The sequence below is a fragment of the bacterium genome, assembly GCA_019695305.1.
Lineage (GTDB): Bacteria > UBA10199 > UBA10199 > UBA10199 > JAIBAG01 > JAIBAG01.
This window is the reverse complement of sequence record JAIBAG010000007.1, coordinates 61,163-84,666: the sequence shown is the minus strand read 5'-3', so window position 1 is coordinate 84,666 and position 23,504 is coordinate 61,163. Positions and strand designations below refer to the sequence as shown.

Genomic DNA, 23,504 nt, shown 5'->3' with positions numbered 1-23,504 from the left:
CTCATACGGCTTCTCCTATCATTCCAACCGGCTTCACGCTGGCGTGCCCTGCTACTTCGCCATGGGCCAACACCGCAAGGTTGGGAATAAAACGTTGGATCAATTTATACAAATGGGGACGGACCTGCTGGTTGGTTAAAATAACCGGCGGTCTATTGTTAGCAAGAGACTTCTTAGTTTCGGTACCAATTTGTTCAATTAAATTTTTTGCTGTAGCCGGATCTATTGATAATTCTGGATTCATGGATTTTGGATTAAGCGATTTAACAATTTTCTCTTCCAAACTACGGGCCAGGGTAATTACATAAAGATTTTGATCAGATGCTAAATATTGCTGAGAAATACTGCGTCCTAAAGCCATTCTTACGTGCTCGGTTAGCTCATCAGCCTCTTTTACACGCGAAGCATGCTCAGATAAGGCTTCAAGTATAGTAAGCATATCTCTAACACTTACTTTTTCTTTCAAAAGATTTTGTACAACTTTAAGAACTGTGCCTAAAGGCAAAATTTCGGGGATAAGATCATTGACTACTTTTGGGTGAGTGAGTTTTATTTGATCTAAAATAGTAGCCAATTCCTGACGGCCAAATATTTCACTTAAATTACCACGAACAACCTCAATAAGATGTGTAGCAATTACACTGGGTAAATCCACCACTGTATAGCCGGCCACAATAGCAGATTCTTTCTGCTCATCCGGTATCCAAATTGCCTCTAAGCCAAAAGTAGGATCTTTGGTGGGAATTCCAGCAATTTTTCTAATTGTTGTTCCCGGATCAAGACCTAAAGAATGGTATGGCATAAGCTCACCCTTACCTACAACAGCACCTTTCATAAAAATGCGATATTCATTGGGACGCAATTTTAAATTATCACGAATGTGAACAGGAGGCAGTAGAACCCCCATTTCATTTGCAAACTGGCGACGAATTCCCACAATACGAGTTGGAAATTCTCCCCCAGAACGTTGATCTACAATAGGAATTAAATCATAGCCCACTTCAACTTCAAGAACATCCAATAATGGAACAGATTCTATTTTTTCACTGGCTTTAGTAGCCTCGGCCAAAGCTTTTGTATCACCGCCAGACTCTGCAATTTTAGCTTCCTTATCTTTCGCTTTTTTCCAAATCTTGTAGGCAGTAAAACCAAAACCAGAAAATAAGATAAAAAATGGCAGACCTGGTATCCCGGGCATAATCGACATCAACAATAAGATGATAGCGCAAATCAAAAGAGGACGGAAATTGGAGAGTGTTTGAGTATTAATTTCTTCCGACATCTTTTTAGTTTTGGAAACTTTGGTTACAATAAGACCGGCAGACGTAGATACCAGAAGAGCTGGCAACTGAGCAACTAAGCCGTCACCTACGCTTAAAAGAGTATATACTTTAAGAGCATCCAAAAGAGGCATGCCTTCTTGAACCATACCAATAATGAGACCACCAATTACGTTAACGGCAGTAATTAAAATACCGGCTACGGCATCTCCACGCACAAACTTAGAAGCACCGTCCATAGCACCATAAAAATCAGATTCACGCTCTAACTTTTCACGACGAGCCTTGGCTTCAACATCGCTAATATTACCAGCATTAAGATCGGCATCAATAGCAAGCTGTTTGCCAGGCATAGAATCTAATGTAAATCGAGCAGCCACTTCAGCAATACGGCCAGCACCCTTAGTAATAACTACAAAGTTGATAATAACAAGAATGATAAAAACCACAAAACCTACCACATAATTGCCACCCACCACAAAATTACCAAACGACTTAATAACTTCGCCGGCGGCGGCTTCACCTTTAGAACCGTGAAGTAAAATTAGGCGTGTACTCGCAATATTTAAAGTAAGGCGTAATAATGTAGAAAATAAAAGCATGGTTGGAAAAACAGAAAAATCGAGAGGTTTTTCTACATAAAATGACAAAAGCAAAATAAAAATAGAAAGCGCAATTGAACTCACCAAAAAAATATCCAGCATAAAAGCCGGGATTGGTAGCACCATTAGCAACACCAAACCTGTTACTCCCAAAATTAAAGGAAGCTCTCCTCCTTCACGAAGGATTTTTTGAAAACGAGTTAATTGTTCCGTTTCGTTTGTCATAAATAATTAAGCTCTTGCCTCCGAACGCTTTTTATAAACACGGTACACGTAGGCTAGAACCTTAGCCACACCTTCATAAAGGTCTTCTGGTATAGGCGAACCCACCTTTACCTTGCTGTATAAAGCTCTGGCCAATTCGGGATATTCATATAAAGGAATATTGTTCTCATCACCAATTTCGCGAATAGTTTTTGCCAAATAATTTTTACCTTTTGCAACAACAGTCGGGGCTCGATCGATAAATCGTCGGTAGCGAATAGCAATAGCATAATGCGTAGGGTTAGTGATGATAACATCCGCTTTGGGTACATCCTCTTTAAGCGCACGCTTTGCACGCTCATTAGCAACCTGTCTTACCTTACCTCTAACACTTTCAGGCAGTTGATTTTGCTTCATTTCATCTTTTAATTCTTGGCGAGTCATTTTCATCTTCTCGTGTAACTTGTACCAGTTATACAAATAATCAAGACCTGCTAAACCAGCCATAAAAATTGAAATTTTAAGAACAATACCCGCAACCATTTTAAGACACCAATCGGCTGACTCCTGAATCGGCATATTAGCCAACATTAATAATTCTTTTAAATGCCCCTTTACTTGCATGTAAACAATCCAGCCAATAACACTTACTTTCGCTAAACTTTTAAGAAGTTGAATGAGCGAATTCGGAGAGAACAAGCGCTTAATACCTTCAAATGGATTTACCGAATCAAATTTTGGAGCAAGACTTTTAGTAGAAAAGAGAAATCCTGTTTGAAAAAAGCTGGCAGCAACTGTTAATAATAAAATACTAATCATAAAAATTGCCACTAAATGCATGATGGGTAAAACCGTTAATTGAATCCAGTATAAGATATGAGATCCCCAGCTGACTGAAGCATCGTAGGCAAAAGCTGTAGTTATACTTTTGTGAAATAAATGCCCCATGCTTTTACTTTGCATAGACAAAATAAGAAAAGATGCAGTAATACCTATTAAAGCTCCAACTTCCTGGCTTTTGGCAACCTGCCCTTCTTCACGGAACTCTTCCAACCTTTTATCGGTTGGCTCTTCCGTTTTCTCTTGTCCGCCTTCTTCCATTTCAGCCATCGTAATATTACCTACCAAATACCGTAACCATGACTAATAAGCATGTCATTGTAACGATTCAGGTAAGGAATTATTTTGTCGAGCGACAAAACCACAATAAACAAACCAGCAACAATATTTAAAATAAACGTGATATTAAAAAACAAATTCATTTGCGGAGCTGTTCTAGCTATTACACCTAAAATAAATTGAATAAAAAACATTCCAGCCATCACAGGCATGGCAATTTTTAATGCATATACAAAACAAGTTTGAACCATTTGCATCATCAAATCCATCATACCTGATAATTTCCAGTCTGGAAGTCCCATTGGCATCACCTGATAACTTCTCTTAATAGCCATCAAAAGGTCGTAATGAAAATTAGATCCAAAAAAGAGTAAAATACCTAATATTAATCCAATATACGACAATACCGATACTTGAGAGTTATTTTGAGGATCAAAAATATTAGCCATAGTAAAACCCATCTGCATACCGGCAAATTCAAGCCCCATATTCACAACCAAAAAAAGTAAGCGAACTGTAAATCCCATCCATAAACCAATCGCAATTTCACGTCCTAATGTCATCAGTAACACATAATTATTTGTCCATATTTCACTTGGAAAGCTTAAAGCTTGACCAAAAAAAATATAGGCAATGGAAATACTTAAAATAAAGCGTAAAAAGGGAGTTACGTTTGTTGTGCCTATAACAGGCATTGCATATAAAACGGCGCCTATTCTGAAAGCAGACATCGAAAGAGCCATAAAATTGTTGATCATCGTGTTCATATTAAAAACTAATAAAATTCTGAAACCCACCCAACAACTTGATGGTGTAATCCATCAGTAATTTTAGCATCCAAGATCCAAATAAAATTATAGAGGCACCAATAGCTAAAAGTTTTGGCACAAAGGCCACAGTCATTTCCTGAATTTGTGTTATAGCCTGTAAAAAGCTAACCGCTAAACCCACAATAAACCCTACTGCCAAAATAGGTGCCGCCACCAAAATACAGGTGATAATAGTTTCACGTCCCAGTTCTACAACAGCTTGAGCGGTCATTTAAAACTCGAAACTAAGGAGCCCACAATTAAATTCCAGCCGTCAACAAGTACAAACAGCATTAATTTAAATGGCAAGGAAATCACCACGGGAGGGAGCACCATCATACCCATGGTTAGTAAAACCATTGACACCACCATATCGATAAGCACAAAGGGAAGATAAATTAAAAATCCAATTTCAAATGCGGTTTTCATTTCGCTTAGAATAAAAGAGGGTACCAGTATTGAAAGAGGCATAGTTTCAAGCGTGGTAGGCATTTCCTCTGGTTTGGCTACCTTTAGCATCATTTGCAAATCGTTTTTGTGCGTTTGTTTTAGCATAAATGCTTTTAACGGCATGGATGCTTTTGCAAACGCATCATCTTGAGAAATTTGATCGGCAAAAAAAGGCTTAATGGCATTTTCGTTAATATCTTTAAAAACAGGACCCATAATAAAAAATGAAAGAAATAGTGATAAGCCAATAATCACCTGATTAGGAGGCGTTTGATGAACACCTATAGCCTGACGAATAAAGGAAAGCACAATGACTACTCGGGTAAAGCAGGTCATGGTTAAAATGAGTGCCGGCGCAACTGTTAAAAGAGTCATGAAAATGAAAATTTTCATGGCAGTTGCCGTTTCTGTTCCACCCTTGGTACCACTTCCAATTGAAAGATTAATTGAAGGCATCATCGATTGAGCATGGGCCTGAGCCGCAAACAAAACACCTGTTAAGGCTAATGCCGCAATTATCATTAAGGTTGTAAAGCTTTTTCTTTTCATTTTACATTAAGGTATTTAAGTTATGCCCTCTGGCAATTTCAGCGGCATCCTGTGTAAAAGTTTCGTCACCAGAAAACTTTTTTAAATTTTTTTCAAACAAGTCTTCCTTAAATGAGATAGCTCCTTTATTATGCAAGGGTTTTAAATTTACCATTTTATCGCGGATTCGCGGGCGCTGCATGGTCAACTCTTCTTTAGCAGTTTCTAGAACAGGCTGTTCTTTTTTAAGACTGTTGGAATTTCCATCTACTTTTTGAGCAACAAACTGGCTGGGCTCTGATACTGTTGTTTCCAGATTTTGTATGGCCATTTGCAGGGCTTCCGCTTTCCCCGATAGCACACGAATATCGGTTGCTGTGCTAGCAAGCAAAAGTCTTTGGCCGTCAAATTCAACAACATGCAAACTTCTTTTTAAACCTAACGATACGTTTTGAATAATTTTTAAAGAGTTGCTCTTAGATAAATTAAATGGCGATGATCCACCTTTTTTCTGGTAGAGAAAAGCCAGAATAAGAATAGTAGAAGCCACAAAAGCAAACGATAATCCAGTTTTTAGCCAAGGAAGTTGACCGTCTTGAGCTTCTTCAATTAATGGATTTGTATTTTGAGTTACCGATACTACAGGCACAGCAGCTTCTTCGGCCGTTTTCACCTCTTCTTTGGCCGGTTCGGCCGTAGCCTGTACTTGTTTGTCATCTGGAACTTTATCTTCATTTTTAGCGCTATTTTTCTCAAGCAACTCAAGCAAGCTTTGCGAATCGGTTTTTATCTCGTTATTTTTAACACCCTCTTCCGCGTGTACTGGGAAAGACATTAAACAAGTTGCTATGAAAATCCAGATGAGTTTATTTTTCATAAAATTCTCCTTTATTTTAGTTTTCAGCACCATCTTTATAAACTTTAGTTACCTTAATACCCAAACTTTCACCGGCTTCCACAATTTCACCTTCGGCCAATAGTCGACTTTCGAGAAAAATTTTAAATGGATCGCCCGCTTTTTGATTAAGAGGTATTACCGAACCTTTTCCACACTTTAAAACATCGCCAATAGTCATCACGGCTTCTCCCAATTGTACTTGGAGTACCAGGGGAACATCTTGTACCAAACTTAAACCACTAGGGGCTGTACTTTGGGGTTCTTGTTGTGTTTCTTCAGCCATTGTTTTCTCCTTGTAACGTATCGATAATTTGGACGGCCCTCATGCCGCCGGCTGTACCGATGCTAGACAAAAATGAAGCCTCACCGTTTAAAAAGACGGTATGGCCTCCCTCGGTTATTGTAACCGGGTAAGTTTCATTTTCTTGTAAATTTAAAACTGTTTTAAGAGGAAGTGCCATATGCCCAAGTCTCACGTTTACGGCAATTTCTTTTGGGGCAATGGCATTAGTAACTCCACGAATCCAATCGGCATCGGAATCACCACTTTGCTCTTCGTCTGCGCTACCTGCTGGCGTTAAAACGATCGATTTCAAGATATCCAGTGGGAGTACCAGGGTAATTTTTCCAATTTCATTTTCCTGTTTTACATCAAAGGTTAAATGATAAGCATCAAAACTCCATTTAACTTTTTGATATTCGGTAACATCATCAAAACATTTACCCAGTTTAAAAAGAGCTTTCATTTTATCACGAAAAGGTACAAAGGCCGCATCAGCAATAGTCTTGTTTAATTTTTCGCAAAATATTTTTTCTAAATCGGTTAATTGCCCGCCTTTTTCAAAAGGTCTATTTCCCCCAAGCATAAGGTTATAAACAAAATTAAATAGATTTCTGCTGTAGCCAAAAAGTCCTTCTAAATTAAATTTGTCTTCTTTGATAAGAGAGAGAATATTTTCTTCGGGGTTTAATTCTTTTATGATATTTGACCCAGGCGATTCTTGAAATAAGGTCATTTCTACTAACACGTCCAAACCGGTCAGCTCGTTAAAGGCCTTTACAAAGGCTGGCAATAGGTTAGCGCAGGTGTCTTTTAATACTTTTTCCTGTTCGTCCTTGTTTTTAAGGGCATTAAACAGATTAAAAGCATTTGTTTCCCCTGTCCAATAACCTGTTGGTTTTTTATGGCTTTCTTGCGTCATCCCCCTCGTTATTGCAAGCAACATACCAGGAGACTAAATCTAAAAAAGCATAAAAAATCTATATTTTTCAATTACTTACTGTATTTACTTAAAAAGAGAGGTATGGGCGTAGGAAAATATTTCCGCCACCCATACCCTTAAGGCTTTTTTTACTGGATAGTAAAGTCGGTAAAATAGATGTACTCAACCTTGCCTTTTTTAAGGATTTTATTAAAGGCATGCTGGATATCTTCTTTAAGAAGAGTTTTACCCCCGGTAGAGAGAACTTCACGTAGTGTTGTATCACTAATAATAAACAATAGTTTATCGCGTAACATGGCTTTTTTGGTATTAACCTCAGCCACCGATTCCTCGTTGCTCATTTTAAACTGTAATTGCAACTTTAAATAGTGAATCGAGTTCTTTTCAAAAATATTCACCACAACAGGGTCAAATTTAATAAGAAGCGCTTCGTTAATTTCACCCTCGGGTGGCTCGGCCCCGCCACCGGTATCACCTGGTTCATCTTCGGCTGGTAATTCTTCTACGGGAGGAGGTGTTTCGCTTTTAGCCTCACCCTCTTTAGGCTTTTCTCCCTCACCATGCTTGGCCTCTCCTTCACCCTGCTTAGCTTCACCTTCTTTACCTTTTGCTCCTTCACCTTCAGCAGCTGGAGGCGGCTCATTTTTTTTGCCTAAAATTAAACCCACACCTGCACCGGCACCAATACCCACAACCAGCACAAGCGGAATTAAAATCTTGGGATTTAAAAGTTTCTTAATAAGAGACGGTTTAGCACCCTCGGCACCCGCATCCCCTTCGGGAGGTGCCTCTTCCTTTTTTTCTTCATCAGCCATAGTTTTTTATGAGAGTAACTGCTTTTTAAATATCTGACAAGCAATTCTCTAAAGTTCATTTTCTTTTTAAATAAAGCTCCCCCCTCTAAAACCAGCATCAAAGATACAGGCCTTATATAAAGTAACAGGGGAAACCAAACATCCAGCCCAGCCGGTATATTAAGGTAATATGTACCCTACTATTGACCTAATGTCACAAGCTGCGCCAACAAATCGTTCACCGTAGAAATAGTACGGGAATTTGCTTGGAAACCGCGCTGAATGATCACCATGCGGATCAGCTCACTGGCCAAATCCACGTTAGACTGTTCAAGTGTACTCGACACGATAGATCCCTTACCTGATGTACCAGGAGACGAAATGAGGGGAACACCGGAGTCGAGAGTTTCAATATAGTTGTTTGAACCTACACGGGTAAGTTCGTTTGGGTTATTAAACGAGGCCAAAATAACCTGCGCAATGGTTTGCGTCACACCGTTTGAATAGTTACCGGTAATTGTACCATCGGCACTTATTTCAAATGTTTTTAACGAACCTGAAGCATAACCATCTTGGTTAATATTAGACACAGATGAATTACTACCAAACTGTGTTACGCCATCCAAGCCACTGCCGCCACTATCTGTTGAGCTACCAAAATCAAAGGTTATAGCCTGAGATTGGGTTGCACCCAAAAAGTCAAAATCACTGCTTGAGGTGGTAGCCGATACAAGGGTCCCGTCTGTATCAAACGTTAATGTACCAGCAGCTTCAATTTCATTCTCGCCTGCCGTACCACCTGTGATTTCGCCTCCGTCCACAAGTGCTTTCCATTCCCAACTATTGGCTGTACTGGTTTTTCTAAAGTAAATAGTTACCAAGTGGGAGTTACCCAATGAATCGTACACTGTAATACCAGCCGAAAAGTTGGATGTTCCGGTAGGATCATCCTCATCAAATGCTGCTGGATCTATTTCGTTAGAATCGAGATTAGCCACAACACTGATTGTAGTTGTATCCTGAGGAGCTACAGGCACCTTAGAAATTACAATATCTCCAATACTGGATGTAATATTATTACTACTATCAACCTGATAACCTTGTACGCGGTAGTTGTCGGCGTTCACAAGATATCCATCTTTATCCACAATAAACTGACCAGCGCGTGAGTAAAACGTGGAACCGTCTGTTGGGTTTTCTAAGATAAAGAAACCGTCACCATCGATTGCCATGTCAGTTACCGAACCTGTTGATTCGAAACCGCCCTGACTGAATTCGGGATTTACAACGCTCACACGAGAACCTAGCCCGGTATCGTTACCGGCCAAGATATCTTCAAACTGAGCCTTGTTGCCCTTAAAACCAATTGTGTTCACGTTAGCGATATTATCACCGATAACCGAAATAACGTTACCGTTTGAGTTAATACCGTTAACTCCCGAGAATAATGCTGTAAAAATACCCATAAGTTCCTCCTCCTTATTGTTCTACAGAGATAATATCTCCATACGCAATTTTATTGCCTCCCACGTTTAAAATAGGTCCACTTTGAGTAAACTCAAGTGAACTCACTGTGCCAATAGCCAAAGGTAAGGCTGTTACCAGCGTACCATCGGCATTTTTACCTGTAACTTTTATACGATAATTTCCATCCGGTAAAACTTGTCCCTTATCATTCAGCCCATCAAATTCATGGCTCGAAACGCCTCCAGGCTGATTTTCAAAACTTATCGTTCTAACCTTTTGTCCAGCTGCATTATACACTTCAGCAACCACCTCATCGGCAGCTCTTGCCAAATCGTAGGCAATTTTGCCGTGCTCGGTACCTTTTATGCCAATAGTGTTACCATAGGCCGAAACATTTTTTCCTATAAAATTAACGGCCTGAGTACTTTGCATGGATTGATTCAATCCATTAAGTGACGAGAATGAAGTGTTTAAGTTCATAAGTTGTTCTAACTGACCAAACTGAGTCATCTGCTGCATCATCTGATTTGGATCTTGGGCATTCATCGGATCTTGATGCTGCAATTGAGCCAGAAACAGTTTTAAAAAATCATCTTTATTAGCTCCAAAGATACTAGACTTAGAGTCTGTAGCCGAAGCCGATGGGCTTTGAAACGAACTTGCTGCTTTTGTTATTCCATCCATAAAAAGTCCTTTCTAAACAACATGGTCTACTACCGATGATGTTTTTAAACGTTGACGGGCCTGAATACCCCCATTTTCCTCAGTTGATAATTCGACATCTTCAAAATTAGCTTGATTTTGAGCGTCATCACCCTGTTCTCTGCCTTGAGCGGCATGCTCTTGTACACCTACATTAAGACTCGAAAAATTAAGTCCATCTTGATTGAGCATATTTCTCAAATCTTGCATGTGCTTTTCCAGTGCTTCACGAACCAGAGGGTTGTCACTAAAAAAGGATACCTTCATCCCGGATTCCTGAGTTTCAATTTTTACATGAATCTTTCCCCATTCAGGTGGATCGAGACGAATTTCAATTTTATCTTTCTGAAGCTTTAACTCAGAACCTAATGTTTCACGGATTTGATTTTGTAATGATTCGGCATTAATAGTTAATAACTTAAGCGTAGGCACAGTAGAGCGGATATTGGCCAAAGCTCCCATTGGCTTTGGAGCCAAGGTAGTCAAACCACTCAGTTGGGGGATTTTAATCTCTTGTGTTTGAGGTGCTATTTTTTGCTCAAGTATTGCGCCCAAATTCCGTCTCGTATCTTGGGGGAGTGCAGCTTCCCACTGAATCATGGTGTTAAAATTAATATCAAAAGAGTTTTGTGTGCCAGCTACCTCCAATTGAGGCTTTAATTTCAACTTAGCCGTATCTACAGACTGAGTAATATTGACATCGTCAGAAACTTCATTATTTAAATTGTCAATTTCTGGCTCGGCATTTTCTAGAACAGGAGCTTCTTCTTGTTGTTCGTATGGAACAATAACTCCTTCTTGGGCTACATAGAGATTCTCATCTTCAAGCAAATCAGAAGAAGGAACCGCTTGAGGACTTTCTACTAATAGCGCTTGAGCTGGAAGAGAAATATGACTCTGTGAAATCTCCTCTTTTACCGCAACTAAAGCCGAAATATTTTCATAAACAGCTTCGGGCATAGTTTCAGTTTCAAGCTCAGTAGTTTTTATATTTTCTGATCCCTCTACTACCATCTCCTCAACTACTGGAGTGGCAACTAGTGTAGTTTGCTGAGGCAATATATTTTGTAAAGTCATATAGGCATAAAGTGAATCAGCCGACATGGCATCATTATTTTCATCCTTAGTATTTAACTCACAAGAAACCGGCTTCTCATCCTTTTGGCCTTCTTCTTTAACTTTTTCTTCAGTCTTTTCTTCTTTTTGAGCCGAGCTTACCGCCTGAGAACTTTGTGTATTTTTATCTTCTACATTCTCTTCACAATCGTTAGAATTTAATTTTTCCGACTTAACAGTTTCAACTTCTTCGTCTTTATTTTTAGATGGGGCCGATTGTGTATAATCGGTTGAGCTCTCGCCTTTGCAAGAAACAGAAGGCGCTGCCTCCTGACTGATTTCATTTGAAACAATATCGTCAAACTTTTTATCGGTAGCACTACTGGTCTTGCCTAATTCACCCAACAAAAATGGTAAAGAACCTGATGAACGAGCCTGGCGTTGCGATTGAATTAAACTCATTGAACACCTCCTGTTGTAGTTGTTGGAGCATTGGAAGCTACAGGACCTTTAATAAGACGTTTACTAATTTCGGTTGCAAAACGGGCATCCATGGCGGCCATAATTTTTGCCGATTTTTTTGGATCCATCATACGAATCATTGTAGACGATACAGTTAAGGGCATTTGCTTTAAAAGTTGAGCTGCTTGATCGGCAGAAATAGTTTGATATAAATTTACCAGCAATTTCAAATTCTCATTATTTTCAACTTTATTATCAATTTGCTTGTTTAATTCCTCTTTTAACCCCACCAATTCCTTTAAGCGTTTATCTAGCTCTTCTTCCATCATGCTATAAGACATCTCGTGACGTTTATCTCTCTCCTTCTCATTAAATTCTATTTCCTTAGCCAAATTCATATAAAGGGCATTATCAGCATTAATTTCGGAATCTACAGTCTTAGTTTCGCTTCCATCAAACAATAATTCTCTTTTTGGTGTTTCAGATTTAACTTCTTCTGCGTTATCCGATTTTTTTTCCTGAGCTGCAGCAGGAGCTGTGGTAGCCGCATCCTCGGCATGCACAACGGGATAGATACCTAAAACTAATATTCCAGCCATAGCCATCTTAAGATAAAAATTCTTCATAACCCTCCCCGTTTCTTACTTTGTTAATAAACTGTACCGTAGACATTTCCGACATAGCCAATTGTTCCTTACGAGCCATTTCTGTTTTAAACTCTTCGTATTGTTTGTCTTTTAGGTACTCAACTTGCTTTCTAGCCTTATAGGTGGCTTGCACTTTAATTAAGGCCACATCTATTCTTTTTTGAACATCAGCTAAAAATTTAAGATTTCTTTTTTTAACTTCATCCAAATTTTTAAAATAGTGTTCAATCATCATAATATAATTGCCTGCATTTTCTTTTTTGGCCTCGGCAGTATAAATATCCATCCATTTCTGTTGTTCAGCAGCTACCGATTCTAAAACCTGCATTATCCCGTATTCCTCTTGGCGCAAACGACCCAACTCATACTGAGCCTCACGCTCTTCTTCTTTTCGCAATTTGTAAATGCCTTCTAGGCGAAATGTAAATTTCATAACTGAATATCCGCAATCATCTTGCCCATACGAGCAATGGTTTCTTCATAGCTTGTTTTCTCTTCAATAGGCTGAATCAAAAAACGCTTCAGCTCTTCATATTTTGCTACTGCCACATCTAATTCTGGATTTTTTCCAGGTACATACACACCAATTTTAATATAATCTTCCATCTCGATGTAGAGCGCTAAAAGACGGCGTAAAATAAGTGAATATTTTTTATGTTCCTTACCCACCACCATGCTCATTACACGCGAGATACTGCCTAAAACATCAATAGGCGGATAATGACCCATAGAAGCTAATTTGCGTGACAACACAATATGTCCGTCCACAATGGCACGTACAGCATCGGCAATAGGATCCTGAATATCATCTCCCTCTGTTAAAATAGTATAAAGTCCGGTGATACTTCCTTCACCTTCACAGCGACCAGCGCGCTCAAGCAAGCGTGGCAATGTGGCAAAAAGAGATGGTGTATAACCCTTCATGGTTGGAGGTTCACCAACAGAAAGACCTACTTCACGTGAAGCCATGGCAAAGCGGGTCAGTGAGTCCATCATCAAAAGAACATTTAAGCCCTTGTCTCTAAAATACTCAGCCACAGTGGTAGCTAAAAATGCGGCACGCATACGAACAAGAGCCGGTGTATCTGATGTAGCCACTACTACAACCGAACGAGCCAAACCCGCTTCACCTAAATCGTGAGTTAAAAATTCTTTTACTTCTCTTCCACGTTCTCCAATTAAGGCAATCACATTGATATCAGCCTTGGTATTTCGGGCCATCATACCTAAAAGAGTAGATTTACCCACACCAGAACCGGCCATAATGGATAAACGTTGCCCTTTGGCGCATGTTAAAAAACCATCAATGGCACGAATACCCAAGCTTAACGGGGAATCAATAAGCCGGCGACTTACCGCTGCTACAGGAGGTGCATAAAGTGGTTTTTCATCTATAAACTCTATCGATCCCAAACCGTCTAATACTTCACCCTCACCATTGATTACGCGACCCAACAAGGCATCACTTAACGAAACCGTTGCCGACAAACGAACAATTTCAATAGGATCACCCGATTTAATACCGTTCATAGAACCAAATGGCATCAAAATGCAGGTATCGTTTTTAAGACCAATAACTTCAGCAGAAATTTTGTGACCTTCTTGCGTTCTCATACGGCATATAGCACCCACAGGAACATGCGGTAAAAATGCTTCCACCACAAGACCCACCACACGGCTAACATGACCCACTCTAAATACTGGAGGGATCTGCTCAACCAAGCGTTCAACCGACTGAATGTTTAAAACATGCTCCATATTATTCTTTTACGTATCCTTTACCCAAAAGCTCTTGCCATAAATGATCAATCTTTTTAACAGCACCGGTTTCCAGCACCTGATTTTCCATCACTAAGCGCACAACCCCCGATGGAATTGTATCAAGAGTTCTAATTTCCAAAGCTTCAACACTTTTTAAGGCCGTTACCACATCCGGCTTTGCTTCTGATAAAAATGCCCAATCAGCGGAATTTATTTCTAATGCCTTTTTCTGAGAAGCACTCACCTCATCCAACAAAGCATTAATACTCCCTTCCACTAAGGCAGGGTTTGTTTTTAATTCTTCACCAATAAGTTTACGGGCCACTTCAATGGCCATAGTAGTAGCTTCTTTCTTAACTTTATTAAAATATTCTAGGCTCTCAGTATTAAAGCTAGAAAGAGCCATACTTAGTTGACTTGCAAGTGCTGTCATCTTTTCTGCATCAGCGGCCATTTTTTGTTTTTCAGTCTTTAATTTTTCATTTACCAGTTCATCAACAGTAGGCTTCTTTTCTTCTTTAGTTACCACGAGACCTGATAAATTTAAGCCTTGGTAATCAGTACTTGCTAATAATCGCGAACCCTTTTTGGAGGATGTTGCAAAGCTTGTATTTTCAAACTTTTGTAAACTCATATTTTATTAATCCTCTTCAACCACTTCGGTTAAAATTAATTTACCTTCCTTAATTAAGTCTTTAGCCACTTTTAAAATTTTAACCTGAGCCAGTTCAATATCTTCAACCTTTAAGGGGGGTAACACTTCCATATCTTCCTTCAAAATTAGAGCGGCACGTTCAGACATATTAGAAAACACTTTATTTTTTATAGTATCGGGAGCATTTTTAAGCGCCACTTTAAGATCTTCGTTTGTAACACCTCTTAAGAGTTCACGGATACCCACATCGTTAGAACGTTCTAAATCTTCCACAGTAAATATCTTTTTTGCAATTTCACCACCAATAGCAGCATCCAACTTTTCAACTTCACCCAAAATTTTATCGGTAAATTCTCCTTTTAACCCTTTAAGGAGTTTAACCGTGCTATCCAAACCCTCCATTGCCAAATCACCCAACTCCTCTTCACTACCTGTTTTTTGCTGTGTTTGAGCTAACGACATTTTTTGCATGACGTATTTTTGTAAATCTTTCATCGCTTTGCCTGAAATGGTTTTTAATGCCGCCATACGGCTAATTACTTCTACTTGGCTTGCTTCGGGCAACTGTGCCAATGCTTCACGGGCCGGCTTCTTTTTGCAGTTAGCTAAAATAATACTAACTACCTGTGGATGTTCATTACGAATAAGATCAATAATTTTTTCATCGGGATACTGTTGAATAATTTCAGAAAACTTAATGTGCTTGTCGGCGGCAGGAAGTCCAGGTTTAGATAAATTTTCCATGATAAACCGGCCACGATCAGGATCGAGCGATTTTTCAATAAGATTAGCTGCCGCCGTACGGCCATCAATTTTTAAATCAAATTTACCTGGTTTTTCCTTTTGTGTTTCTAACCCTTTATAAAATTCTTCAATTACACCCTGCACATGGCTTGTAGGAATATTATTTAAATTAAGAAGGGCCGATGCAATCTTCTTAATTTCGCTATCCTCCATGTTGCTAAACATTTCGGAAGTAGTTCCCTCATCCATGCACAAAAGTAGCACGGCTGCTTTTTCAGACTTGCTTAAGGGACGTATATTTTCTTGTGCTTCTGCCATAATATTTTATTTAAGCCATTCTCTAATGGCGTTTGCCGCTGCCATAGGGTCCGACTTTACTAGTTGAGCCAAATTGGCATTTACTTCACCTTCAAGCAAAGGAGTGCCGTTGGCATCTAAAGCGCCTGCCCGTCCACCATTCCAATTTTTGATTAAAGGACGAATTACGAAGAAGAATACCAGAGCTACAACTATTAAAATCATTACATTGCCAATAACCGAAATAAGGAAACCATAGGTCGTTTTCTTTTCGTACCATTTGGCATCATCGCCTGTGGGCATTTCGGGAGCCTGGAAGGCTAATGTTTCCACTTTAATTTGATCGCCGCGGTCTTGACTAAATCCAATTGCTTTTTTCACCAAGTCTTCATATTTCGCAAGTTCATCTGCAGCACGTGGTGTGAATGTTTTTTCACCATTAGCGCCATCTTTGTAAGTACCATCTACTAAAATGGCCACCGACAGTTTTTTAACTGCACCTATAGGGCTTATAGTTTTTTTGATAGTTTTGCTCACCTGGTAGGCAATTTGTTCTGAACCTTCATCTGAATTACCACTACCACCACCACCGCTAGTTGTAGCTCCGGGAGCATTGCCCGAAGCACCGGCAACACCACCTGTAGACGAAGAACTTTCGGTTCTTTTAGCCGTAGTACGCGATTCTGAAACAACAGCACTTTTGTTAGGATCTAATATTTCATCGGTACTTTCCGATTGAGTAAAATCTATTTCGGACGAAACACGAGCAATTACTTTTCCTAAACCAACAACGGGCGACAGTAATTCTACAATGCGTTTCTCGTAAGAACGTTCAATCGATGTTTTTTGATCAAATAATTTTTCACCCGATGAAGCTATGCCATCGCCGCCACCTTCAGTTAATAAATGGCCGGCGCTATCCACTACAGTTACCTGTTCGGGATCTAAACTTTCTACAGCACTTGCTACCAAGTGAGTGATGGAATTTACTTTATCGCGCGATAGAGCTTCTCCACTTCCCATTTTTAAAATAACTGATGCGGTGGCCGATTGCTGGCTATCTGCAAAGAGAGATTTTTCGGGTAGTACTAAATGCACACGAGCCGATTCCACTTCGCGAATACGGGCAATAGTGCGGGAAAGTTCACCTTCTAACGCACGTTGGTAGTAAATTTTTTGTTCAAAATCGGAAGCACCAAATTCCATTTTATCAAATAATTCAAAACCCACACCACCAAAGCGTGGCATCCCTTCACTCGCTAATTTTAAGCGGATATCCAGCACTTCGGTGGCGGGCACCATAACGGTGCGATGTTCTTGGTCTACCTGATACTTAACCCCTGATTTATCAAGTTCGGTTAAGATGGTTCCCATGTCCTCGGAATTTAAATTGGTGAATAGAGGCTCCATTGACGATTGGTTGGATAGCTTTACAAGGTAGATAATTACCCCAACCGCTAATACCATCACCAATACCATGGAAACCTTTCGTACCATCGAAAGGTTTGCCAAAACATTTTTTATCTGTTCGATAAACTGATCCATTTAGCCCCCTATCATACCTGGATTCTCATGATTTCCTGGTATGCATCCAAAACCTTGTTTCTTACCTGATTCATATAACGAAATGACATGTCGGCTTTTTCAAGCTCAATAAGCACTTCATGCAAATCGTGTTTCCCTTCTGTTACAAACTCTTGCGACATTTTGTTGGCATGATTCATCTCGGCATTAACCTGTTTCATGCTATCGGAAATAACACTGGAAAAACCTGTGCCAGATTCTGCTTTTTGAGAACCACTCACTTTAGTGAGTTCCGGCAAAGCCGATGTAATGCTGGTAATTCCATTAATAGCCATTTAATTATCCTCCAATTTCCAGAGTACGCATCACCATGCTTTTGGCTGCGTTATAAACTGTAATATTGGCTTCATAGGCTTTAGAAGCCGTCATCATGTCGATCATTTCTTCAATAGAATTAATAGATGGGTAAGCCACGTTACCATTGGCATCAGCATCAGGATGCGACGGATCGTGCACAATACGAGGAGCTTCGTCGCTGCGTTGATAACCAGTTACTTCGGCTGCTTGCACATCATCTTTTTTAAGAAAGGTTTGGAGACTAGCATCAAAACTGGTGGGCACCGATGATACAATCACTTCTTTTTTACGGTAAGGACCACCATCTGGGGTACGTGTGGAATTAATGTTCGCTAAATTTTCGGCAGTAACATCAATGCGGGCCTTTTGAACCGCCAAGCCCCCTGCCGATAAATTAAATGCTGCCATAAGTCCCATAAAAACCTCTTACTGTTAGTTACCGTTGATGGCGTATTTTACTAACGCCATATGTTTGTTTAAAATATTGAGAGTTGACATGTATTGAAGACTGTTTTGAGTCATGTCCGACATTTCTTGTTCCATACTCACATTGTTACCATCAGCTCTGCCGGGACGATTGGAATCTTCTACCCGCATTTCCACTTTCCATTTATCGTCACCTTCCATGGTATGAGCTAGCTTTGCCTCAAAAGAAGTTTCCTTGGCTTTGTAACCAGGGGTATCTAAGTTAGCAATGTTGGCAGCATGCACCTTGTGCTCAGCAATACGCACATCCAGCGCCTGTTTCATTAAATCGAGTGTTGTTGGTAATGAATTCATACTCCCCTTACTCCTTTGGGGGGCATAAATTGCAATCGATATGCCAGTGGGGATATATTATTAAAAAATATAATAATATTGAATAGATAGATAATTATAAGCAAACTAATAGGCAAATATAAAGTAGGTAAAACTTTCCGTCCGGGATAGACTTTAGGGGCTAAACGGTTTTAAACAGAGCCTCGGCCAGGCCATCTTTTTTAAAGCGCTCCATCAGGGCCTTCATCCTCTTTTCAGATGTATAAGCCGTTGAATTATAAGGGCCTTCTTCTCTTACATAAGCATTTCCAGCATAGCCATCGGTTTTCCACTGGGTAACCAGATCTTTTTCAATAGTTAAGGGTTCGGCTGGCTTAGGTGCTTTTAGATTCATAGCTCTAAAAGCTAAGAGCGGCATTTTAAGCTTAAAACTTTAATATATAATAAAATATTATTAAATATTATATATTTAAATAGTATTACTTAATGTTTTTATTTAATTTAAAAAGCTGTTCAGCAAACTCCCAATCGGCGGGGGTATCAATGTCCTGAACAGTATGGCGGGGTAAAATAAGGGGCGCTGAGCGCATTGGCCAGGCCTGTTTTTCGGTTAAAAAGGCCTGGGTTTTATACCAGTAAAACTGCCCGGCATCATGATAGGTTGATGGTAAATCGTTGGAGCGTTTGTTAACAAATTCGGGCCAAATAGGCTTCAGAGTGCCATCGCTATTCTTTTGAAGCGCCCTAAATATGGACGCCCCAAATTCCCCCACCGAAAAAACACCGTCTACCTGTAGGCGCACCAAGGTTTCAAAACCCTCTTTCAAAAAATCAGGACATACAAAAGGTGCAGTGGCATATAAACAACAAAAATAAGTAGGTAAGGTCTCGGTTTTTCCCAATTCTTCTAAAACATGCATCAACACTTCTGCATGTCCGGCAAAGTCATCAGCCAGAGCTGCCGGCCGCATAAAAGGGACTTCTGCCCCCAGCTTTTGGGCAATTTCAGCAATTTGCGGGGAATCGGTAGACACCACTACTTTTTTGAACAAACCACTCTGAAGAGCTGCTTCTATAGAGTAGGCAATCATTGGCTTTCCACAAAAAGAACGGATATTTTTATGAGGTATACGCTTACTTCCTCCTCGCGCTGGAATAATGGCTAATAAATCGGACATACGCCCATTATTCACAACAAGTCTTTAAAAGTAAAAAACTTTTTCGAATTATTTCCTTTGTGAGCCTTGCAAAATGAATTAAAATAGCTTTTCACGAAAAGGGGATTTTATGTCTTTGTTTACTAATAAAACTATTTTGATTACCGGCGGAACAGGTTCCTTTGGGCAAAAATGCGTAGAAACATTGCTTACCGAACACAATCCCAAAAAAATTATTGTCTTTAGCCGCGACGAGCTCAAACAATATGAAATGCAGGTGAAATTTAATAATCACCCCGTCTTACGTTTCTTTATTGGTGATGTACGCGACAAAGAACGCTTATATCGCGCGCTAGAAGGTGTTAACTATGTTATCCATGCTGCCGCTCTCAAACAAGTACCCGCTATCGAATACAATCCCTTTGAAGCAGTGCGTACCAACGTCATTGGTGGTTATAATGTACTTACCGCCTCTATCGATAAAAAAGTAGAAAAAGTAATTGCACTTTCTACCGATAAAGCAGCTAACCCCGCTAATTTATACGGCGCCACCAAATTATGTTCCGACAAAATTTTTATTTCGGGCAACAGCCTGGTTGGCTCTCAAAACACACGCTTTTCGGTTGTTCGTTATGGCAATGTGGTTGGCTCGCGCGGCAGTGTAATCCCTCACTTTTTAAAACAAAAACCAAGCGGAGAGTTAACTATTACTGATGAACGCATGACGCGCTTTGTAATCACTCTCGACCAAGGGGTACACTTTGTTTTAAAAAGTATCGAGAACATGGCCGGCGGGGAACTATTTGTACCAAAAATTCCCAGTGTAAAAGTAACGGATATTGCTAAAGTCATTGCCCCAGAATGTAAAGTTAAAATTATTGGAATTAGACCTGGTGAAAAATTGCACGAAGCCATGATTACCACCGACGACGCACGCAACACTCTCGAATACGACGATCATTTTGTCATTCAACCCCAGTTTCCTTGGTGGAATTATAATCGCCTCAATACAAAAAGCATGAATGAAAAGCCCCCCAAACAATGTCAGGAGGGATTTTCCTACACGAGCGACAACAATACCTGGTGGTTAAAAGAAGCTGAAATTAAAAAAATGATTCAAGAAACCTCTTATTACCAAGAAACTAATGCCAAAAAATAACATGGCCTCTCCTCCAATTCCTTATAGTCGACAATTTATTGATGACGAAGACATTGCGGCCGTTACACAGGTTTTAAAATCCGATCTTTTAACGCAAGGGCCTCTTGTAGGTCAATTTGAAGAAACAGTAGCCCGTTACTGTGGTAGCCAGTACGCAGTCAGTTTTTCTAACGGGACCACAGCCCTACACGCCGCCTGTCTGGCTTTAGGCCTTAAAGAAGGAGATCAAGGTATTGCTCCTCCTATTACATTTGCCGCTACCACAAACAGTTTACTCTACGTAAAAGCTACTCCTGTTTTTGCTGATGTCACTCAGGGCTTACCTTTATTAAATCCACAAGAATTTAGAAAACAGATTAATTCCAAAACAAAAGTAGTAATGCCTGTTCATTTTGCAGGCAGCGTCTGCGACATGGAAACCATTTATGAAATAGCTCAAAAACATTCCCTTGGCATCATTGAAGATGCATGCCACGCCTTGGGTGCCACCTACACCGACAAATCGGGCAAACAGCACAAGGTAGGTAATTGCGCCTTTGGAGATATGACCATTTTTAGCTTTCATCCTGTTAAAAGCATCGCTACCGGCGAAGGCGGAATGGTAACAACTAATAGTAAATCGCTATATAACCATTTAGTAATATTAAGACAGCACGGGGTCTGGAAACCTGACCCCGCCACAAGCAGTCACCCTGGTTGGTATTATGAGATGAGGGAATTAGGGTATAATTACCGGCTAACCGAGTTTCAAGCCGCATTAGGAATAAGTCAGATGCAAAAATTGGATTTCTTTATAAAAGAACGCAAAACAAAATTTTTAGCCTATCAAGAACAGCTAAAAGGTATTAAAGGAATAGAATTGTTAACACCCCCCTCTTATTGCGACTCGGCTTTTCATTTAGCAGTTATCCACCTAGAATCATCAATTAAGCGGAACGGGCTATATCAATTTTTAAAAGAAAACGGGATTGGAAGCCAGGTTCACTACATTCCAGTTTACGACCATCCCTATTACCGGGATACTCTTAAAATTAAAGCCGAATGTCCCCAAACGAAGCGGTATTTTGAAGCTTGCTTATCTCTCCCCCTATATCCTGGACTAAGTTCTAACAATTTAAACCGGGTTGTAGATACCGTAAAAAAATGGAGCCAAGCCAATGCCTAAACCCTCACTTCTTTTTATAGTGAACACAAAGGCCTCTTTTCAACATGCAGACCTCATTAAACGCTATTTAAAGGGGTATTTAGTTAAAACCGCCACAACCCTTCCCGCTAATACCAAAACCCATGCGCTGGTTATTTTGTGGAGCTATAAAAAAATAGTCCCTAACATTGAAAAGCATTCAAATGTTATACTATTTCATACTAGCGATTTACCACAAGGCAAAGGCTGGGCACCACTCTATCATCTTCTGGCTGATTCCAAAAAAAGCTATGTGATTAGCGGTATTAAAGCAGCTAATGAGGTAGATGCAGGTGATATTATTGTAAAAGCCAGCTTTCCTATTCTTCCACATTATACAGCTCAGGCTTTACGACGTTTTGATGTAGAATTATCCTTCCGTCTTATACGCGATATTTTAAAAAAATTTAAAAACAAGCCTTTAACAGGACTAAAACAGGACAAAACTCAAGAAAGTTTTTATCAGCGCCGTTACCCGGAAAATAATAAAGTAGATCCAGCATTACCGTTAAGTCAACTTATTCCCCATTTGAAAGCCTGTGAAGATACCCATCCGGCCTATATAGAATGGGAGGGAGAAGTATTTAAATTAAAACTGGAATCTGTAAAACCGGCCACTTACCCCAAAAACATCACTATTCGCTTTTTTGACGAGGACTCATGAAAATTATCTTTAGATGCGACGGCGGTTTTAAAAATGGCATGGGGCATGTTGTACGCTGTAGTGTTTTGGCCAAAGAATTAATTAAAAGAAAACACGAAGTATTGTTTGTGACCAAGAAAGATAAGACTATTAAACGTTACCTACACACACAAAAAATAAAAGCTCATTTTATTCATTCTACGGCCCCAAAATCTCTTTTAAAAGCTGACTTGGTAGTATTAGATACATATTCCTTTTCGGAATCTACTCTAAAAAAAATACCTTCTAAAATTTTACTTATGCTCGATTCCATTCCTAATTTTCGGTTAGAAGCGGATGCCATTTTATTACCACATACTTTGAAACCGCATCTTAAATTAAAACAGGGTGCATACAAGCTATACGGCCCTCGCTACGTTTTATTAAAACCAGAATTTAAAAAAGCGCCTGCCAAAAAAAAGCACGGTCCCACCATTCACAATGTTCTTATTAATTTTGGTGGTTCCGACAAGGAAAATGTAACAACTAGAATGGCCCTGTATTTAAATCAGTATAAGCGGAAATTAAATCTTACTTTTTTGCTTGGGGCTTCATTTTCTTCGCTACACTTTAAAAAACTAAAGGCCGCTTTAAAAAAATCACATCATCACATTCATTTTTTAAAAAATATTACCAATGTGGCTCCAGTAATGAGAAAAAATGATATAGCCATAGCATCACCCAGCACCGTAGCGTATGAGCTATGTCGCGTTGGCATTCCAACACTCACTGTCTTAACCGCAGACAATCAAAAAATTGTACAAGAAAATATTAAGGGAACCGTGATTGCATTGGGAAATTATCAAAACTTGACGGCCAAACAACTCTTAAGTGGAATAGGCACTCTGGAAAAACAAGGCGTACGTCAATCTCTTTCAAAAAAAGCATCTCGCCTTTTTGACGGCCATGGCCCAAGTCGGGTGGCTAATGCTATTGAAACTCTTATTAAAAAACCAAAGAAGCATTTGTAGTTTAACACTGAATA

27 protein-coding genes are annotated in these 23,504 nt (G+C 39.6%); 4 read left to right on the top strand and 23 right to left on the bottom strand.

Going from position 1 to position 23,504, the window contains the following annotated elements:
* Nucleotide 1: 1 nt before the first annotated feature.
* From flhA to pseF, 23 genes are all read right to left on the bottom strand, one after another.
* Complete coding sequence (flhA, locus tag K1X76_05250) at nt 2-2,107, bottom strand: flagellar biosynthesis protein FlhA (GenBank protein ID MBX7148471.1); 2,106 nt, start codon at nt 2,105-2,107, stop codon at nt 2-4.
* Nucleotides 2,108-2,113: 6 nt separating this feature from the next.
* On the bottom strand, nt 2,114-3,196 hold the full coding sequence (flhB, locus tag K1X76_05245) for a flagellar biosynthesis protein FlhB (GenBank protein MBX7148470.1): 1,083 nt from the start codon (nt 3,194-3,196) through the stop codon (nt 2,114-2,116).
* An 11-nt stretch (nt 3,197-3,207) separates the two neighbouring features.
* Nucleotides 3,208-3,972, bottom strand: a complete 765-nt coding sequence (locus tag K1X76_05240; GenBank protein MBX7148469.1) for a flagellar biosynthetic protein FliR — start codon at nt 3,970-3,972, stop codon at nt 3,208-3,210.
* A gap of 1 nt (nt 3,973) precedes the next feature.
* On the bottom strand, nt 3,974-4,246 hold the full coding sequence (gene fliQ, locus K1X76_05235; protein MBX7148468.1) for a flagellar biosynthesis protein FliQ: 273 nt from the start codon (nt 4,244-4,246) through the stop codon (nt 3,974-3,976).
* Nucleotides 4,243-5,013: a flagellar type III secretion system pore protein FliP gene (gene fliP, locus K1X76_05230; GenBank protein ID MBX7148467.1), complete on the bottom strand. Its 771-nt coding sequence runs from the start codon at nt 5,011-5,013 to the stop codon at nt 4,243-4,245. The genes fliQ and fliP overlap by 4 nt, the downstream gene beginning before the upstream one ends.
* 1 nt (nt 5,014) lies before the next feature.
* Nucleotides 5,015-5,869, bottom strand: coding sequence for a flagellar biosynthetic protein FliO (locus K1X76_05225; GenBank protein MBX7148466.1), 855 nt, complete (start codon nt 5,867-5,869; stop codon nt 5,015-5,017).
* A gap of 16 nt (nt 5,870-5,885) precedes the next feature.
* Nucleotides 5,886-6,173, bottom strand: a complete 288-nt coding sequence (locus tag K1X76_05220) for a FliM/FliN family flagellar motor switch protein (protein MBX7148465.1) — start codon at nt 6,171-6,173, stop codon at nt 5,886-5,888.
* Nucleotides 6,166-7,092 carry a FliM/FliN family flagellar motor switch protein gene (locus K1X76_05215; protein MBX7148464.1) on the bottom strand — a complete coding sequence of 309 codons (927 nt, stop codon included), beginning with the start codon at nt 7,090-7,092 and terminating at the stop codon, nt 6,166-6,168. The genes K1X76_05220 and K1X76_05215 overlap by 8 nt, the downstream gene beginning before the upstream one ends.
* Before the next feature lie 149 nt (nt 7,093-7,241).
* Complete coding sequence (locus tag K1X76_05210; GenBank protein ID MBX7148463.1) at nt 7,242-7,928, bottom strand: flagellar basal body-associated FliL family protein; 687 nt, start codon at nt 7,926-7,928, stop codon at nt 7,242-7,244.
* Nucleotides 7,929-8,107: 179 nt separating this feature from the next.
* Nucleotides 8,108-9,373, bottom strand: coding sequence for a flagellar hook protein FlgE (locus K1X76_05205; GenBank protein MBX7148462.1), 1,266 nt, complete (start codon nt 9,371-9,373; stop codon nt 8,108-8,110).
* A gap of 13 nt (nt 9,374-9,386) precedes the next feature.
* Nucleotides 9,387-10,058: a hypothetical protein gene (locus K1X76_05200; GenBank protein ID MBX7148461.1), complete on the bottom strand. Its 672-nt coding sequence runs from the start codon at nt 10,056-10,058 to the stop codon at nt 9,387-9,389.
* A 12-nt stretch (nt 10,059-10,070) separates the two neighbouring features.
* Nucleotides 10,071-11,594, bottom strand: a complete 1,524-nt coding sequence (locus K1X76_05195; GenBank protein ID MBX7148460.1) for a flagellar hook-length control protein FliK — start codon at nt 11,592-11,594, stop codon at nt 10,071-10,073.
* On the bottom strand, nt 11,591-12,220 hold the full coding sequence (locus K1X76_05190; GenBank protein ID MBX7148459.1) for a hypothetical protein: 630 nt from the start codon (nt 12,218-12,220) through the stop codon (nt 11,591-11,593). Before K1X76_05190 ends, K1X76_05195 begins: the two co-directional genes overlap by 4 nt.
* Nucleotides 12,201-12,674: a flagellar export protein FliJ gene (gene fliJ, locus K1X76_05185; protein MBX7148458.1), complete on the bottom strand. Its 474-nt coding sequence runs from the start codon at nt 12,672-12,674 to the stop codon at nt 12,201-12,203. Before fliJ ends, K1X76_05190 begins: the two co-directional genes overlap by 20 nt.
* Entirely contained in the window at nt 12,671-13,999 is a 1,329-nt protein-coding gene (locus K1X76_05180; GenBank protein ID MBX7148457.1) for a FliI/YscN family ATPase, read from the bottom strand. Before K1X76_05180 ends, fliJ begins: the two co-directional genes overlap by 4 nt.
* 1 nt (nt 14,000) lies before the next feature.
* The gene (locus K1X76_05175) at nt 14,001-14,636 is read right to left on the bottom strand and encodes a flagellar assembly protein FliH (protein ID MBX7148456.1); all 636 of its coding nucleotides are present in this window, start codon (nt 14,634-14,636) and stop codon (nt 14,001-14,003) included.
* 6 nt (nt 14,637-14,642) lie between these two features.
* Nucleotides 14,643-15,719 (bottom strand): hypothetical protein, encoded by a 1,077-nt coding sequence (locus tag K1X76_05170; GenBank protein MBX7148455.1) that lies wholly within the window; start codon nt 15,717-15,719, stop codon nt 14,643-14,645.
* 6 nt (nt 15,720-15,725) lie between these two features.
* Nucleotides 15,726-17,243: a flagellar M-ring protein FliF gene (gene fliF / locus K1X76_05165; protein ID MBX7148454.1), complete on the bottom strand. Its 1,518-nt coding sequence runs from the start codon at nt 17,241-17,243 to the stop codon at nt 15,726-15,728.
* Between the two features lie 11 nt (nt 17,244-17,254).
* Entirely contained in the window at nt 17,255-17,557 is a 303-nt protein-coding gene (gene fliE, locus K1X76_05160; GenBank protein MBX7148453.1) for a flagellar hook-basal body complex protein FliE, read from the bottom strand.
* Nucleotides 17,558-17,561: 4 nt separating this feature from the next.
* The gene (flgC, locus tag K1X76_05155) at nt 17,562-17,996 is read right to left on the bottom strand and encodes a flagellar basal body rod protein FlgC (protein ID MBX7148452.1); all 435 of its coding nucleotides are present in this window, start codon (nt 17,994-17,996) and stop codon (nt 17,562-17,564) included.
* 15 nt (nt 17,997-18,011) lie between these two features.
* Nucleotides 18,012-18,359, bottom strand: coding sequence for a flagellar basal body protein (locus K1X76_05150; protein ID MBX7148451.1), 348 nt, complete (start codon nt 18,357-18,359; stop codon nt 18,012-18,014).
* Nucleotides 18,360-18,519: 160 nt separating this feature from the next.
* The gene (locus K1X76_05145; protein MBX7148450.1) at nt 18,520-18,732 is read right to left on the bottom strand and encodes a hypothetical protein; all 213 of its coding nucleotides are present in this window, start codon (nt 18,730-18,732) and stop codon (nt 18,520-18,522) included.
* Between the two features lie 85 nt (nt 18,733-18,817).
* Entirely contained in the window at nt 18,818-19,516 is a 699-nt protein-coding gene (gene pseF / locus K1X76_05140) for a pseudaminic acid cytidylyltransferase (protein MBX7148449.1), read from the bottom strand.
* Nucleotides 19,517-19,625: 109 nt separating this feature from the next.
* Between pseF and pseB the strand changes: the two genes are divergently transcribed.
* The 4 genes from pseB to pseG are packed head-to-tail and all read left to right on the top strand — an operon-like array spanning nt 19,626 to nt 23,490.
* The gene (gene pseB, locus K1X76_05135; GenBank protein ID MBX7148448.1) at nt 19,626-20,654 is read left to right on the top strand and encodes a UDP-N-acetylglucosamine 4,6-dehydratase (inverting); all 1,029 of its coding nucleotides are present in this window, start codon (nt 19,626-19,628) and stop codon (nt 20,652-20,654) included.
* Nucleotides 20,641-21,819: a UDP-4-amino-4,6-dideoxy-N-acetyl-beta-L-altrosamine transaminase gene (gene pseC, locus K1X76_05130; GenBank protein ID MBX7148447.1), complete on the top strand. Its 1,179-nt coding sequence runs from the start codon at nt 20,641-20,643 to the stop codon at nt 21,817-21,819. The genes pseB and pseC overlap by 14 nt, the downstream gene beginning before the upstream one ends.
* Nucleotides 21,812-22,501, top strand: coding sequence for a hypothetical protein (locus tag K1X76_05125; GenBank protein MBX7148446.1), 690 nt, complete (start codon nt 21,812-21,814; stop codon nt 22,499-22,501). The genes pseC and K1X76_05125 overlap by 8 nt, the downstream gene beginning before the upstream one ends.
* A complete protein-coding gene (pseG, locus tag K1X76_05120; protein ID MBX7148445.1) occupies nt 22,498-23,490 on the top strand; it encodes a UDP-2,4-diacetamido-2,4,6-trideoxy-beta-L-altropyranose hydrolase in 993 nt (330 codons plus the stop codon). Before K1X76_05125 ends, pseG begins: the two co-directional genes overlap by 4 nt.
* Nucleotides 23,491-23,504 lie beyond the last annotated feature (14 nt).

Coding starts and splice junctions, on each gene's coding strand:
- K1X76_05175 (MBX7148456.1), bottom strand. CDS start 14,636: ATGAGTTTACAAAAGTTTGAAAATACAAGCTTTGCAACATCCTCCAAA.
- fliQ (MBX7148468.1), bottom strand. CDS start 4,246: ATGACCGCTCAAGCTGTTGTAGAACTGGGACGTGAAACTATTATCACC.
- flgC (MBX7148452.1), bottom strand. CDS start 17,996: ATGGGACTTATGGCAGCATTTAATTTATCGGCAGGGGGCTTGGCGGTT.
- K1X76_05205 (MBX7148462.1), bottom strand. CDS start 9,373: ATGGGTATTTTTACAGCATTATTCTCGGGAGTTAACGGTATTAACTCA.
- K1X76_05210 (MBX7148463.1), bottom strand. CDS start 7,928: ATGGCTGATGAAGAAAAAAAGGAAGAGGCACCTCCCGAAGGGGATGCG.
- K1X76_05145 (MBX7148450.1), bottom strand. CDS start 18,732: ATGAATCTAAAAGCACCTAAGCCAGCCGAACCCTTAACTATTGAAAAA.
- pseG (MBX7148445.1), top strand. CDS start 22,498: ATGAAAATTATCTTTAGATGCGACGGCGGTTTTAAAAATGGCATGGGG.
- K1X76_05220 (MBX7148465.1), bottom strand. CDS start 6,173: ATGGCTGAAGAAACACAACAAGAACCCCAAAGTACAGCCCCTAGTGGT.
- K1X76_05170 (MBX7148455.1), bottom strand. CDS start 15,719: ATGGCAGAAGCACAAGAAAATATACGTCCCTTAAGCAAGTCTGAAAAA.
- K1X76_05200 (MBX7148461.1), bottom strand. CDS start 10,058: ATGGATGGAATAACAAAAGCAGCAAGTTCGTTTCAAAGCCCATCGGCT.
- pseF (MBX7148449.1), bottom strand. CDS start 19,516: ATGTCCGATTTATTAGCCATTATTCCAGCGCGAGGAGGAAGTAAGCGT.
- flhA (MBX7148471.1), bottom strand. CDS start 2,107: ATGACAAACGAAACGGAACAATTAACTCGTTTTCAAAAAATCCTTCGT.
- K1X76_05150 (MBX7148451.1), bottom strand. CDS start 18,359: ATGAATTCATTACCAACAACACTCGATTTAATGAAACAGGCGCTGGAT.
- K1X76_05125 (MBX7148446.1), top strand. CDS start 21,812: ATGCCTAAACCCTCACTTCTTTTTATAGTGAACACAAAGGCCTCTTTT.
- K1X76_05240 (MBX7148469.1), bottom strand. CDS start 3,972: ATGAACACGATGATCAACAATTTTATGGCTCTTTCGATGTCTGCTTTC.
- K1X76_05180 (MBX7148457.1), bottom strand. CDS start 13,999: ATGGAGCATGTTTTAAACATTCAGTCGGTTGAACGCTTGGTTGAGCAG.
- K1X76_05195 (MBX7148460.1), bottom strand. CDS start 11,594: ATGAGTTTAATTCAATCGCAACGCCAGGCTCGTTCATCAGGTTCTTTA.
- fliP (MBX7148467.1), bottom strand. CDS start 5,013: ATGAAAAGAAAAAGCTTTACAACCTTAATGATAATTGCGGCATTAGCC.
- pseC (MBX7148447.1), top strand. CDS start 20,641: ATGCCAAAAAATAACATGGCCTCTCCTCCAATTCCTTATAGTCGACAA.
- fliE (MBX7148453.1), bottom strand. CDS start 17,557: ATGGCTATTAATGGAATTACCAGCATTACATCGGCTTTGCCGGAACTC.
- flhB (MBX7148470.1), bottom strand. CDS start 3,196: ATGGCTGAAATGGAAGAAGGCGGACAAGAGAAAACGGAAGAGCCAACC.
- K1X76_05215 (MBX7148464.1), bottom strand. CDS start 7,092: ATGACGCAAGAAAGCCATAAAAAACCAACAGGTTATTGGACAGGGGAA.
- K1X76_05225 (MBX7148466.1), bottom strand. CDS start 5,869: ATGAAAAATAAACTCATCTGGATTTTCATAGCAACTTGTTTAATGTCT.
- pseB (MBX7148448.1), top strand. CDS start 19,626: ATGTCTTTGTTTACTAATAAAACTATTTTGATTACCGGCGGAACAGGT.
- fliF (MBX7148454.1), bottom strand. CDS start 17,243: ATGGATCAGTTTATCGAACAGATAAAAAATGTTTTGGCAAACCTTTCG.
- K1X76_05190 (MBX7148459.1), bottom strand. CDS start 12,220: ATGAAGAATTTTTATCTTAAGATGGCTATGGCTGGAATATTAGTTTTA.
- fliJ (MBX7148458.1), bottom strand. CDS start 12,674: ATGAAATTTACATTTCGCCTAGAAGGCATTTACAAATTGCGAAAAGAA.